We start from the raw sequence: 14079 nt of genomic DNA, 5'->3' as shown, positions 1-14079 counted from the left end.
AATATTTATATCTTTATTATAATTATAATATCTATTAATATATTTATCAATATTATTGTTATAAAGAAATAAAAACATTTATAGTTATTCCACTATAACTGGTAATTCTGAAAAAGGTGGTTCACTTATACTTGATATGGATACTTCCATATCATTCATATGTAATGTATAAGTTCCATCTTTATGATGAACTATGTATCCATTTTCAATATCAGATATTTCAACATAAGGTCCATCTTCCTCAGGTGCTTCATAAGACGCTTCAAAAATTATACAATTTGATAGAAAAGGAAGAAGAACAATACTTAGAATAAGTACAATATTTGATTTTTTATTGAATTTTGAATTGATTAAATAATGTATTCTATATTTTAATGTTTCTTTATTTTCTAATATTAAAGTATTTCCTTTATTTTCAAATTTTAATTCCTCATTTTCCTTTATTAGTTTTTCAATCTGAATCAATGCCAAAGAATACTGATATAATTCTTTTCCATTTTTCTCCTTTACTGCTTTCGTATCCGCTCGTACTTCTAATAATAATTTCATTTGTTTCTTTAATAAATAAACCGGAAGAAACCACCAGTATATTTTTGTGATAAGCTGAACAAAAACATTCATATAAAAATCTTTTGAATTTATATGTGACATTTCATGTCTTATAATGTCCTCTATTTGATCCATTTCTATTATGTTTTCTGGTAAAAAAATAATTTTTTTTGAACCAATTACCATAGGAGATCCAGTATAATCCATGATCCATACTTTATAATCTTCATTCTTTTTAACATCAAAAAAATCAGAAACATTTTTATGGATGCACAATAATTCAAGCTGTTGAATCCGTTTATTTTCTTTATAAATATCATATATATATTTACCAATTAACAAGATTGCGACAGTAATCCATACAAATATAAAAATCTTATAAAATGGAATAGAAAAATATTCATGTAAAAAGAAATCATTAATCGGATTCATTAACTGATGCAATTCAATTGTGATGGTAAAAGATGGATACTCAAAAGGTAATAACAGACGTATAAAAATCACTGCCATCAGAATGATTAAAAAATCCACTCTAAAAAAGTAGAATTTCTGTTTATGAATGAAAATATATTCTGAAAACAAAATTAATAAAGTACTGACAACCAGAGTGATAAAAATGGACGAAAAAGATAAGATCATTTTTCCTCCAGCTCCTTCTTACGTTTCTGAACAAGTTTTTCTAATTCTTCCAATGTTTCTTTACTTTCCATTTTTTCGACTAAGAAAAAGGCTGTATCTTTATAATTCTTTGTTTCTTTTCCTATTATATATTCAATATATTCAGGTAAAGATACATTAGGTGCAAAAAAACGGGATAATTTCTTACCTGAATAATCAATGCATTCCACTTTAATAAATCCTGTATCCATCAGTCTTTGAATCAGCTGCTGAATGGAATAAATGCTTAATTCACTGTATCTTTTTTGAATTTGTGAGGCAGATAATGGATGTTCTTTCCATAAAATGTTCATAACTTCAGATTCTTTTTTTGTTAATGGTTTCATAGACTCTCATTTTTAATATTATTATTTATGATTCATATATATATTTTCTATATATAAGATTAACACTGTTTTTTTGAAAATACTATAAAAAGTCAGTAATCTATGATGACTCCAAACATCTTACTGACATGAGTTTACATTTTTTTCCAGTATATGTGGATCAAGAAGGAAATCATAAATATTCACAGTCAAGATACCATATTCATCGTAATGTGGTATAACGATGTCTTTGGTAACAACGATTTTCTTAAAAGAATCATCAATCTTTCTAAATGATCTAATTTCCTGAGTACGCTTTGCTTCATCTGGCAGTAAGTATACAGACTGAATATAGTATCTGGATGAACCAAGATTACACACAAAATCAACTTCAAGTTTTTTAAGATATTTTTACCTTCCTGATTTCTTTCTGTAATTGGTATTACACCTGCATCCACGCTATATCCAAGCATACCATGTTCGTTATAAACTACATTCTCCATGGAATGGGTCTGTTTTAACTGACGAAAATTAATTCTGGCATTGCGTAGTCCAAGATTGGAAAAGTAATATTTCTTTGGAGTTTCAATATACGCTTTTCCTTTTTATCAATTTATCCAAATAAAAATCTCTTTGAATCTCCATATTAGAACCTCCCTGAAATAGATTTTTGTGATTTGTTACATTTTTCTATTCTAAAATTTTATATAATAAAAAGTCTAATCATTAATTTCTTAACAATTAGACATTTTCATTATTCTTCTACTTTTTCAGGTAAATACAATCGTACTTCTTCTATACGATTTTTTTCAAGATTAGTGACTTTAATTTTAATTCCATCTTCTAAAGTAACGGTATCGTATTTTTTAGGAAAACATCCTAAAGCATCAATCACTAAACCACCTATAGAATCAAAATCTTCATTATCCAGATCCAATCCTAAAACATCATTTAAATCATGTAAATTGATATATCCTTTTACATCATATGTTGTATCATTGATTTTCTTAATGTTTTCCTGTTCTTCTTCATCATATTCATCATGAACATCTCCAACAATTTCTTCAATGATATCTTCCAATGTAATAATTCCTGCCAGCTCTCCATATTCATCCACTACAATGGCTAAATTGAAAGTAGATTCTTTCATTTCCACTAATAATTCAGATATTTTCTTTGTTTCATAGGTAAAATATGGTTTTCTTAATACTTTATTGATATCAAAATCATCAATATCTTCATATAAAAGTAAATCTTTCATATTAACCAGTCCCACAATATTATCAATGGATTCTTTATAGATAGGAATACGGGTAAAGTGTTCTTCTCTAAAGATTTCAATTAAATCTTTATAGGAACTTTCAATATCTGCCATAACCACATGAACTCGAGGAACCATTACATCTCTGGCTTTTGAATCGGTAAAATCAAATACATTATTGATCAGATTCTTTTCATCTTCTTCAATGACACCTTCTTCATGAGATACATCCATCATCGTTCTTAATTCATTTTCTGTCATAGATGGATTGTTCTGATCTTTATTGACTCCTAATATTTTTAATACGATATTGCTGAATCCATTAATAAAGAAAATAAATGGCGTTAAAATTTTCATCAGAAATAAAATAACCGGTGCATAGGCCAAAGCTATTTTTTCCGCATTTTGGGTAGCCAGAGTTTTTGGTGTAATCTCTCCAAAAATCAGTATGAACAAAGTAATCAGAAAGGTCGCAAGTCCAACAGCTGCTCCACCAAAAGCATAGGCAATAGTGGCTGCAATAGAAGCTGCATATGTATTGACTAAGTTATTTCCAATTAAAATAGCACTCAGCATTTTAGCTTCATTTTCATAAATCTTCATTAATGTTTTGGCTTTTTTATTTCCTTCTTCTTCTAAAGTTCGAATCTTAATTCGATTCACCGATACCAGAGCGGTTTCAGCAGAGGAAAAGAAAGAAGATAAAAATAATAATATAATCAATGTAATAATCTGTATTTCTAATTCCGGTTCCATTTCTACTCCTTATTTTTTGATGGAATCAACAATTGAATCTGATTTTCTACAATTTCAATGGTTGGATTTTTTAATAAACGAATTTCTCCATCTAAATTCGTATAAATTTCCTGATTGTTTGTATGTAAAGAGACAACATTTCCTTTTGTGACATAAGCTAGATCTGGATAATTTAAATGATCTCCTTTTTCGTATACTTTTGCCAGTTTTAATATTTCTGTTCTTTTTACATCTCTAATTAAACAGATATCTAATTTACTATCATTAATTAAAGCTTGTGGACAAGGTTTATATCCTCCTCCATAATATCTTCCATTTGTGATTACCACAAAAGAAAATATTTTTTCTTCCAGTTTATGATCGTCTATCTGAATATCAAAAGAAGAAGAGATAGGTTTTCTTAAACTGGAAAGCATTCCTAAATAATAAGGTAAAATTCCTCTTACTGGTAATTTTTTTCGATATTCATTTACATGCATTGCCACATGTACATCAAATCCAAAAGAAATCGTATTTATGGCATATTCTCCATTTACTTTTAATAAATCACAACGAACGATTTCTCCTTTTTTTAATAAATCAAAATTCAAAAAATCTTCACGACTTAAATGATCAAAATATTTCACAAAATCATTTCCGGTTCCAATTGGAACAATGGATAATGTGATATGTTTACATCCTGCAATTCCATTCACAATTTCATGTAAAGTTCCATCTCCTCCACAGGCAAACATATGAATGGGTTCTTCCTCTTTAAAAGCATATTTTCTGGCAATATGACAGGCATGATTCATAGATTGTGTTTTTTCAATGATCACTTTTTCATTTGGAAAATGCGATTTGATCTGATTCATTAATGTATACAATCCTTCTTTTCTGGAATTTGGATTGACTATAAATACGTATTTCATATTTCTCCCTTCAGCCATTGTTTCACATCTTTTAGAATCTGTTCTTTCTGATCAATGGAATACCAGTGAACCGGCATCTGATTCTTAAACCATGTATATTGTCGTTTAGCATATTGACGTGAATGCGTTTTGATTCTTTCTTTTGTTTCTTCTAAAGTGATCTGATCTAAAAAATAATCTTTAAATTCTTTATATCCAATCCCCTGAAAACTCGTATATTCCCATGTTTTTTCATCTTTAAATAAAGAAGTCACTTCTTCTACCAGGCCTTGTTCAAACATTTTATCCACCCGATCATTGATTCTTTGATGAAGAATATTACGATCCACATCTAAACCAATATAATATATATCATACAAAGGAATATGTTTCTGCTGCTGTTCTCTTTGACTCTTGCTCATTCCACTATGAGCCATCATCAATGCACGAAGAATTCGTTTACGATTGTTTTTATGAATTTTTTCTAAAGATTTTTCATCGATTTCTTTTAATAATTCATACAGTTCTTCATTGGATTTCTGGTTTAATTCCTTTAAATAGTCTTCATCCTGTGTTTCTTCTTCAAATGTATAATCGTATAAAGCAGCTTTTAAATAAAGACCTGTTCCTCCACATAAAATCACCTGTTTATTTTTATTTTGAATTTTTTGAATGGATTTACGACAGACATCCTGAAAAATCATCACATTATATGGCTGATCGTATTCCTGAATGTCAATTAAATAATGAAAGATTCCATCCATTTCTTCTTTAGTAACTTTAGCGGTTCCTATATCCATTTTTTTATAGACCTGCATACTGTCACAGGAAATCACTTCTCCATTTAGTGCTTTGGCTAGTTCAATGGATAAAGATGTTTTTCCAATTCCTGTAGGTCCAACAATTGCGATAATTTTTTTATCCACGTTCAAACTCCTTTAATAATTCCTGATCACTGATAGTAATAACGGTTGGTCTTCCATGTGGACAATGATAAGGCTGTTCACATTTTTGAAGATCTACAATAACCTGTTTCATTTCTTCCATTGTCAAGGAACGATGAAAGCGAATGGAAGAATGACAGGCCATTGTTGATAAAACGTGTTTTCTTAATTTTTCCATATCTACATTTTCGTTCTGCATAAAGAAATCCATCAGATCCTGAAAAAATTCATCTTCATGTACGTCCTGAAACCAGATTGGAATTTCACGTATGATAACCTGATCGTTTCCAAAAGGTTCAAAATGTAGACCAAAAAATTGTACCTGTTCATTTATTTTTGAAATCATTGTCATAATACTGGTTGTGACATTGATCTGAATGGGTACCATTAATGGCTGTAATTGTGTACATGGCTTTTCCAGTGATTTTTTTATCTGTTCATAATGATATCTTTCCTGAGCTGCATGCTGATCGATAATCACCAGTCCCTGCTGGTTGGAACATAAAATGTAGGATTCATGAAATTGTGCCAGTACCTGTAAATGATAAAAAAATTCATGTCCTTTATTTTCTTTTATTTCTTCTTTTTCTTCAATGATCAATGGTACTTCCTGAACTTTTTCATAAGTGTCAAAGCCAAAAGAAGATTCATTGACTATTATTGGTTTTTCTTCTATTTCATATGAAAAAGGAATTTCTTCCTGAATCATAATTTTTTCTGGTTCTTTCTTTTTTACTTTTTCAACTGTCTGTAATGATTTTTTTAAAGTATTTTTTAAAGTGGAACGAATCAAAGATAGACATTGATTCTGTTTCGATAATCGAACTTCCCATTTATTAGGGTGTACATTGACATCTACCAGCTGTGTATCAATATCAATATTGATTACTACAATGGGAAATCGATTCACTGGTAAATAATCACTGTAGGCATCTAATATCGCATTCTGTATATATTTAGATCTGATCAGTCTTTTATTTAAAGAAATAAACATAAAATATTTGGTTGCTCGATTTATTTTTGGTTGAATCGCATATCCTTTGATATGAAAATCTTCATCACTGGATTCAAAAGGAATCGCATTTTCAGCCACTTCTTTTCCATACATCAAATATAATATTTCCTGAATGTTGCCATTTCCACTGGTCTGAAAAACCACTCTTCCGTCATGAGACAGTACAAACCGAATATCTGGAAAAGACAATGCCATTTTATTGATCAGATCCGCAATCACTGAAAATTCATAGGCTGCACTTTTTAAATGTTTGAATCGAGCTGGTGTTTTCAGAAACAGACCTTCAATTTCAATTCTGGTTCCTTTGGGACAATCATAAATTTCTTTTCGTTTTAATTGACCATATTCATATTCAATGATGCTTCCCTGATTTCCATCATTAGTTTCCAGATTCACTTTTGATACTGCAGCAATACTTGGTAAAGCTTCTCCTCGAAATCCCATTGTACCTATATTAAAGAGTTCTTCTTCACTATGCATTTTACTGGTCGCATGGCGATTAAAAGCCATCTGGGCATCTTCATGATCCATACCACAACCATCATCCGTAATCACAAGCCTTTCAATTCCACCCTGAAAGGCTTCAATTTCAATGGTTTTCGCATGAGCATCTATGCTGTTTTCTACACATTCTTTTACAATTCCAGCTGGTCTTTCAACCACTTCTCCTGCTGCAATCATATTTGTCAAATGTTCACTCAGTATATGTATCTTTGACACTTTTTTACCTCTATTCTATTTCATCGGCTAACTGTTTCAATTCATATAAACATTCCATAGCTTCTCTTGGTGACATCGAATCAATGTCCAGTTCATGAAGACGATCCATTAATTTTGATTTTTCTGGCTGAATGGGATCCATCACAAACAAACTTGGCTGATAAGAAGATGTATTGTCTATATTTTCATAATCTTTTAATAATTGAGTGGCTCTTTCCAATACCACTTTTGGTAAATGCGCTAATTTTGCGACATGAATACCATAAGATTTATCCGCTTTTCCTTCAATCATACGATAACGGAATTCAATTTCTCCTTTTTTCTCTTTTACATCTACATGTACATTTTTAACTCTTGCATGTGTATTTTCCATTTCTGTTAATTCATGATAATGCGTAGAGAATAACGTTTTTGCCTGAATCACTTCTTCTATATATTCTAACATCGCCTGAGCTAGAGCCATTCCATCATAAGTTGCTGTTCCTCTTCCAATTTCATCAAATAAAATTAAAGAGTGTTTTGTCGCATAACGAAGAGCTACATTGGCTTCCATCATTTCCACCATAAATGTAGATTTCCCAGTTAATATATCGTCACTGGCTCCAATTCGCGTAAATATACGATCAAAAATAGGCAGTTCACACGATTTACAAGGTACAAAACTTCCCATTTGTGCCATAATCACAATCAAAGCATTCTGTCTCATATAAGTAGATTTTCCACCCATATTTGGTCCCGTAATCAATTCAATTGAATTGTTTTCATCCATGATCCAATTATTGGATACAAACTTTTTCTTTTTCATTCGATCTTCTAAAATTGGATGTTTTCCTTCTATCACTTTTACAGACATTTCCGGATGAAATACAGGACAGACATATCCTTTATCAATTGCCAACTGTGTTAAAGAAACCAGTACATCAATACTTGCCAGAGCTTTAGCACAACTATGCAGATCAAATAAATCTTCTTTAATTCTAAGCAGCAGTTTTGTGAATAGTTCCTGTTCCAGTCTATTCTTTTCTTCCTGTGCATGAACAATCTGATCTTCTTTTTCTTTCAATTCAGAAGTCACAAAACGAGTGGCATTGGCCAGTGTCTGCTTTGGATAATATCCATATTCTTCTTTTATATCATTTAAATATCCATTGCGAACTTCAATATAATATCCAAATACTCGATTGTATCCTATTTTTAAAGATTTGATTCCTGTTCTTTCTTTTTCTTTATTTTCAATTTCTAAAATGGTATTTTTTCCTTTACTTGAAATATTTCTTAATTCATCCAATTGAACATTGTATCCTTCTTTAAATACTCCCCCTTCTTTTAAAGTTAAAGGAGGATTCTCCACAATAGCATTTTGGATTTCTATATATAAACTATGACAATCCGGAGTTTCTTTAAATTCTGGATACGATTCAATCTTTTGTGCCAGTTCTAATATTGGTTTTGCGTGTTCTAAAGTTGTCACCAGCTGAAGGACATCTCTTGGACTGGCATTTCCATAAGCCATACGAGAAGCCAGTCGTTCCATATCATATATATAAGCTAAATGTTCTTTTAAATTTTCTCTTAATATAAAATCATTTTTTAAAGTTAAGATAGCTCTTTGTCTTTTTTCAATTTTAGGAGCATTGATCAAAGGCATTTCAATCCATTGTTTTAAAGTACGAGATCCCATTGCACTTTGACATCGATCCATAAAAGTCCATAAACTTTCTGATTTTGTACTGGAAGAATGAGAAGTAATCAGATCCAGATGATTTTTCGTTTCATAATCCAGTACCAGTGTACTTTGTGCGTCCATTGAAGTCACTGGCATAAAATGATCAATATGCTGTTTCTGTGTTTCTTTTAAATAAGCCATTAATTGGGCCAAAGCATTTTTTACAATTTCAGGATCGTTTTCATGTAATAATTTAACATCTTCATTTTCCAGATTTTCTTTTTTCTGCAGAGATACCGTTATTGTATCCATTTCTTCCAGTGCTGCTAACCATCTTTTATCTAATGTAACAGGAACTACTATTTCACTGGTATCCATTGTCAATAACGCTTTTTCCAGTGAAATCAAAGAACGGTCCAGAATCTGATATTTTAATTCTCCTGTGCTTAATTCACAAAATAAAGCACATACATTCCAGCTTGATATTGAAATAGAAGCCATATAATTATTTGATTTGGCATCCATTACTTCATCCATATATGTTCCAGGTGTTATTACTTTGATAATTCCTCTTTCAACCAGTCCTTTTGAAGTGGCTGGATCACTTAACTGTTCACAAATGGCAACTTTATAACCTTTTTTTACCAGTCTTTGAATGTATGAATTGGCAGCATGATAAGGAATTCCACACATTGGAATTTTCTCTTCGACTCCTGCACTTTTTCCTGTTAAAACAAGATCCAGTTCCTGAGAAGCCAGTCTGGCATCATCCATAAACATCTCATAGAAATCACCTACACGATAAAATAAAATTTTATCCGGATTTTCTTCTTTTACTTTTATATAATGTTCCATCATAGGTGATAATTTTTTTTCTTTCATAAACAATCTCCAATGCACATATTATATCATTATTTTTTAATTCTTTTCACTTGTGTTATACTATAAAATTATAAGAGGTATATATTTTGAAACAGACAATTCTATTTAAAAATAAAATTTATAAAATTGATATTGGATTTATTATTATACTTGTGATTATGGGTTTGACAAGCCTTTTTGCGATTTATAACGCTTCTAATTTAATTAAGACCGGTACAGGAACCAGCTATATGATCCGTCAGGCTATGTGGTATATCATTGGCTTTTTTGCGATGATGTTTTTCTGTTCTTTCAGTAACGATTTTATCTATAAATATATAAAGAAAGCCTATTATTTTCTACTGGTGACTCTTGTTTACCTGTTATTTTCTCGTATTTTATATCTGACAATTCATCATACATTGCCTTTAGCTCCTGTTATAAATGGAGCTATAAGCTGGTTTACCATTCCTTTTGCCAGCTTTCAGCCTAGTGAATTTATCAAAATTGTATTGATTGTAATGATAGCTCAAATCATCGCAAAACATCAGGATACATATCCAGATGCCAATTTTAAAACAGATTTACAATTGTTGATTGAAATTGCCAAAGTTTTAATACCTCCACTGATTCTGATCGTTTTACAGCCTGATACAGGATTGTGTATCATTATTTGTTTCAATATCTTTATCATGCTTGTATGCAGTGGAATTCGAAGAGGTTATATTATTGGAATCTTTACACTTCTAGGCATTGTGATTATTTCGTTTTTATTCCTTTACTATAAAGAACCTGATCTGCTGGCATCTTTAATTTCCTCTTATCGTGTACAGAGAATTGATGCCTGGCTGGATCCAGAAAGCAATATCTTAGGAAGTTCAAATCAGCTGTATACCTCTTTACTGTCACTGGGATCTGCAGGTTTATTTGGATTTGGTTCTCAGGCAAACATTATTTCTATTCCTGAAGCCCAGACAGATTTCATCTTTGCGGCATTTGGACAATGTTTTGGTTTTTTGGGAACCATTTATATTGTCTTATTGTGTTTAATTCTGGACTTATATCTTTGTAAAATTGCCTATAATATAGTTCAGAAAAGAGATCGATTTGTTGTATTAGGTGTCATTGGAATGTTATTGTATCAGCAGCTTCAGAATATTGGTATGATTGTTGGATTACTTCCAATTACTGGTATTACCCTTCCTTTAATTTCCTATGGAGGAAGCAGTATCTTATCCTACTTTATCGCTTTCTCTTTTGTGATGAATTCTTCTCCAGTATCAAAGAAAACATTTACCATTGGAAGAAAGAAACAAAAAAAGAATACAACTTTGTCGTATTCCTAATATAAATTCTTTAATCTTTCTAAATAAGAATAGGTGCGATATCGAGCAAATCGCACTTTTTTTTCTGAACTTTGAATGCGAATTTCATTTAATTGATCAGGATTGATTTTCAGATGATCATAATTGATCTTTGCGTACTGAATGGAATCCCCGGTAATTTTAATTTTTCTTGTTTCTTTCATAATATATGGATTCTGAAGCGAATGATGATTTTTATTTGATATTGGCATAATTTCACATAACTGCAAAACATTCAAACCTGAATCCACAACCGCACCATTTAAAGCGCGATTTAAAGCACTGGAACCTACCTGTGTACTGATACAAATACCTGAACCTGAAGTTTTTTCAAAAATTTCATCATCAATATATATATTTAAATTTAAAGTATGTTCCATACAAGAAATACGTATTTCATTTAAAGCATAATATATCTGGTTATTTTGTGGAAATTCAATTTCCAGCATTGGACGATTTTCAATAACTGGAGTCGTTGTTGTAATTAAATCAATTAAAATATCAATTTCATCCTGTGTAAAATCAGTTAAAAAACCTAAAGTTCCAGTATGAATTCCTACAAACATTGTATGATCTAATATATGTAAATACTGATGAATAGCTCTTAAAAAAGTACCATCTCCACCTACACATATCACCAGTCCTGGATTTTCTTCATCATATATCCAGTTTTTCTGAATCAGTTTATTACGAATTTCATTTCTTTGTATTATAGAATTGGGATCCATACGATCAATTATTGAAAATTTCATGTTGACCTTCCTTTATACAGGTTTTATTGTATCATAAAGGAGGGATTTTTAATATGTATAATCAGATGGAAAGAGAATTGAAATGTCTTGTTTCAAAAGAACAATATGATCAGATTATAAAATCATATGATTTTTCAAAATCATGGATACAGATCAATACTTATTATGATACGACCAGTAAACAGGTAAAAAAACAGAATGCAGCAGTACGCATTCGAACAATTGATTCAAAGAAAATATTTACTTTAAAAATCAGAAAAGATAAATTAACACATTTTGAATATGAAAAAGAAATAAGTACGGATAAGATAGATAATATTAACGATCCAGAAGTATTATCCTGGTTACAGAAATTAAATTTGAGTGAACCACTAAAGAAAACTGTTGTGATACAGACAGAAAGAAGGATCTATAGAACAGAAGAAGCCGAATTATGTGCGGATTATAATATTTTTAATGATATACATGATTATGAAATTGAATATGAATATTTAAAAGAACATGATGGAATTAAGACTTTTAATGAAATCCTTCATCCTTTTCATATGAAATATGAAAAAAATTGCCCTAGCAAAATTGCCAGAGCATTTGACTATATCTTATGCAGTAAACGATAGAAGAAAGATTTGGAATTGTATTCTGATTCTTTCTTTTTATGTTCTTCTAATTCTTTCTGTAATTCAGATACATCTTCAATCTTTTGTTGAAGATTCTGATTTTCTTTGATCAGTTCCGATTTTTCTGTTTCCAGTTTCTGAATCTGTTCTTCTTTTGTCTGTTGTTCAATTAAAAAAGTCTGTTTTGATTTTTCAAGTTCCAATTTTAATTTTTCCTGATATAACTGTTCCAGCAATTTTTGAGAACGATCTTTTTCCTCAATCACCGCCTTTAATTTTTCATTTTCATATCGAAGTTCCATTTCAACGGTTGAAATTTCATTCTTTTCTTTTCTAAAATAAGTCGATAATTTTTCAACACCTTCTGCTTTGATTGTAATTCTTTTTGTATCTGGATTCTTATATTTATAATCTTTATCCGGATAATCTTTTACCAGTTTTGCGACTGCCTTATCCACTGTATTTCTTGTTTTATTAAAATGCTGACATATTTGTGCAATGTCCATATCATAATAAACATCTATTGTCTGATTCTCATCCATATTAAACCCCTTTTTCGCATGATTTTCCTATATAAAAATCTTTTACAATTATAGCAAAATATTTTTTTCATCACAACAATCATTCTAATATGAATTTATTTAATCTTTTCATATATAAATCATAAATATGATTTAATTGTATATGATTCTTTATCGGATTTTCATATATTTTAAATTTATTTATTGATTCATTAAATTTTTATAGATAATAAAATATATGAATTCATAAATTATTTTCATATATTTAAAAATAAAATATGAGCAGTCATATGAATAAGTTATTTCTAATATGTTTTTTTAAATTTAATATTTTTAATACTGATTTTAAAATATTTCAATCATATGATTTTATTTTTAAATTTCATATTAAATTTTATTAAAATATTTGTTTTAACTTAATTTTATCCTCCATGTGAAAAATATAAATAATTCCTATTTTTTTTATAAAATTTCATATAAAAAGGCATTTATTAAGTTATATGATATTTCATATATAAATCATATAAAAATAAATGCCTTTTATCTTAAATCTGAGCAATCATATGGCTAAAATATGAAAAATCAGTTATTAGAACGCTTTTGAAATGCCTTTAACAGAGTAAGAGGGTCTGTGTAGTCCAAATGAGATCCTAGAGGAATGCCATTGGCAAGTTTAGTGACCTTACACTTGTTGTTCAAAAGTTTTGATATATACATTGAAGTGGTTTCTCCATCTGCAGTTGGATCCAGTGCTAAGATGACTTCCTCTGTATCCTCATTGATTCGATTGATCAAAGATTGTATATTTAATTGTTCTGGTAAAACACCTTTAGATACATTAATTGTTCCATTTAGTACATGGTATACACCATTAAATTCTTGCATAGCTTCAATAGAATCAATGTTTTTTGGATTTTGAACCACACATATACAATTGTGATTGCGATTTTCATTTTTGCAGATATCACATATATCTTCTTCACTTAAATTACCACATATATGGCAATAGGTGATTCCTTTTTTTAGATCTGTTAAAGACTGAATAAACTGATCTAGAGTTTCTTCATCCCAGTCAAGCGTTTTAAACGCATATCTTTCTGCAGTTTTCTTACCGACTCCTGGTAATTTCTGATAGGAGTCGATCATGTTCTGAAATTTCTTTGGATACATTTATTTCCTC

At 30.0% G+C, this 14079-nt stretch carries 12 protein-coding genes; 2 read left to right on the top strand and 10 right to left on the bottom strand.

Translation table 11 applies throughout. The annotated features are described in order from the left end of the window. Positions 1-84: 84 nt before the first annotated feature. From FYJ50_RS02160 to mutS, 7 genes are all read right to left on the bottom strand, one after another. The gene (locus FYJ50_RS02160; protein WP_154459399.1) at positions 85-1188 is read right to left on the bottom strand and encodes a M56 family metallopeptidase; all 1104 of its coding nucleotides are present in this window, start codon (positions 1186-1188) and stop codon (positions 85-87) included. After that, positions 1185-1553 (bottom strand): BlaI/MecI/CopY family transcriptional regulator, encoded by a 369-nt coding sequence (locus FYJ50_RS02155; protein ID WP_154459398.1) that lies wholly within the window; start codon positions 1551-1553, stop codon positions 1185-1187. The genes FYJ50_RS02160 and FYJ50_RS02155 overlap by 4 nt, the downstream gene beginning before the upstream one ends. Positions 1554-2286: 733 nt before the next feature. After that, on the bottom strand, positions 2287-3549 hold the full coding sequence (locus tag FYJ50_RS02145) for an HlyC/CorC family transporter (RefSeq protein ID WP_154459397.1): 1263 nt from the start codon (positions 3547-3549) through the stop codon (positions 2287-2289). Positions 3550-3551: 2 nt separating this feature from the next. After that, the gene (locus FYJ50_RS02140) at positions 3552-4460 is read right to left on the bottom strand and encodes a diacylglycerol/lipid kinase family protein (RefSeq protein ID WP_205946376.1); all 909 of its coding nucleotides are present in this window, start codon (positions 4458-4460) and stop codon (positions 3552-3554) included. After that, positions 4457-5365, bottom strand: a complete 909-nt coding sequence (gene miaA, locus FYJ50_RS02135; RefSeq protein ID WP_338082982.1) for a tRNA (adenosine(37)-N6)-dimethylallyltransferase MiaA — start codon at positions 5363-5365, stop codon at positions 4457-4459. The genes FYJ50_RS02140 and miaA overlap by 4 nt, the downstream gene beginning before the upstream one ends. Beyond that, on the bottom strand, positions 5358-7118 hold the full coding sequence (mutL, locus tag FYJ50_RS02130) for a DNA mismatch repair endonuclease MutL (RefSeq protein WP_338082981.1): 1761 nt from the start codon (positions 7116-7118) through the stop codon (positions 5358-5360). Before mutL ends, miaA begins: the two co-directional genes overlap by 8 nt. Positions 7119-7128: 10 nt before the next feature. Then, positions 7129-9666, bottom strand: a complete 2538-nt coding sequence (mutS, locus tag FYJ50_RS02125; protein WP_154459394.1) for a DNA mismatch repair protein MutS — start codon at positions 9664-9666, stop codon at positions 7129-7131. Between the two features lie 86 nt (positions 9667-9752). Between mutS and FYJ50_RS02120 the strand changes: the two genes are divergently transcribed. Then, positions 9753-10991: an FtsW/RodA/SpoVE family cell cycle protein gene (locus FYJ50_RS02120; protein WP_154459393.1), complete on the top strand. Its 1239-nt coding sequence runs from the start codon at positions 9753-9755 to the stop codon at positions 10989-10991. On the opposite strand, the gene FYJ50_RS02115 is transcribed toward FYJ50_RS02120, so the two are convergent. Continuing rightward, positions 10988-11761: an NAD kinase gene (locus FYJ50_RS02115; RefSeq protein ID WP_154459392.1), complete on the bottom strand. Its 774-nt coding sequence runs from the start codon at positions 11759-11761 to the stop codon at positions 10988-10990. The two genes, FYJ50_RS02120 and FYJ50_RS02115, sit on opposite strands and share 4 nt — an antisense overlap. A gap of 53 nt (positions 11762-11814) precedes the next feature. Here FYJ50_RS02115 and FYJ50_RS02110 point away from each other — a divergent pair, with 53 nt between their 5' ends. Beyond that, complete coding sequence (locus tag FYJ50_RS02110; protein WP_154459391.1) at positions 11815-12378, top strand: CYTH domain-containing protein; 564 nt, start codon at positions 11815-11817, stop codon at positions 12376-12378. On the opposite strand, the gene FYJ50_RS02105 is transcribed toward FYJ50_RS02110, so the two are convergent. Together FYJ50_RS02105 and recR are read right to left on the bottom strand one after the other, a co-directional pair. Further along, a complete protein-coding gene (locus FYJ50_RS02105; protein ID WP_154459390.1) occupies positions 12354-12920 on the bottom strand; it encodes a hypothetical protein in 567 nt (188 codons plus the stop codon). The two genes, FYJ50_RS02110 and FYJ50_RS02105, sit on opposite strands and share 25 nt — an antisense overlap. 561 nt (positions 12921-13481) lie before the next feature. Beyond that, complete coding sequence (recR, locus tag FYJ50_RS02100; RefSeq protein ID WP_154459389.1) at positions 13482-14069, bottom strand: recombination mediator RecR; 588 nt, start codon at positions 14067-14069, stop codon at positions 13482-13484. Positions 14070-14079: the final 10 nt, after the last annotated feature.

The organism is Floccifex porci (genome assembly GCF_009696175.1).
GTDB classification, from domain to species: Bacteria; Bacillota_I; Bacilli_A; order Erysipelotrichales; family Erysipelotrichaceae; genus Floccifex; species Floccifex porci.
Note: the sequence above shows the minus strand (reverse complement) of the source record. Positions and strands in the feature narration are given on the sequence as shown.

Coding starts and splice junctions, on each gene's coding strand:
- FYJ50_RS02160 (WP_154459399.1), bottom strand. CDS start 1,188: ATGATCTTATCTTTTTCGTCCATTTTTATCACTCTGGTTGTCAGTACT.
- FYJ50_RS02155 (WP_154459398.1), bottom strand. CDS start 1,553: ATGAAACCATTAACAAAAAAAGAATCTGAAGTTATGAACATTTTATGG.
- FYJ50_RS02105 (WP_154459390.1), bottom strand. CDS start 12,920: ATGGATGAGAATCAGACAATAGATGTTTATTATGATATGGACATTGCA.
- FYJ50_RS02110 (WP_154459391.1), top strand. CDS start 11,815: ATGTATAATCAGATGGAAAGAGAATTGAAATGTCTTGTTTCAAAAGAA.
- mutS (WP_154459394.1), bottom strand. CDS start 9,666: ATGAAAGAAAAAAAATTATCACCTATGATGGAACATTATATAAAAGTA.
- FYJ50_RS02140 (WP_205946376.1), bottom strand. CDS start 4,460: ATGAAATACGTATTTATAGTCAATCCAAATTCCAGAAAAGAAGGATTG.
- recR (WP_154459389.1), bottom strand. CDS start 14,069: ATGTATCCAAAGAAATTTCAGAACATGATCGACTCCTATCAGAAATTA.
- FYJ50_RS02115 (WP_154459392.1), bottom strand. CDS start 11,761: ATGAAATTTTCAATAATTGATCGTATGGATCCCAATTCTATAATACAA.
- FYJ50_RS02145 (WP_154459397.1), bottom strand. CDS start 3,549: ATGGAACCGGAATTAGAAATACAGATTATTACATTGATTATATTATTA.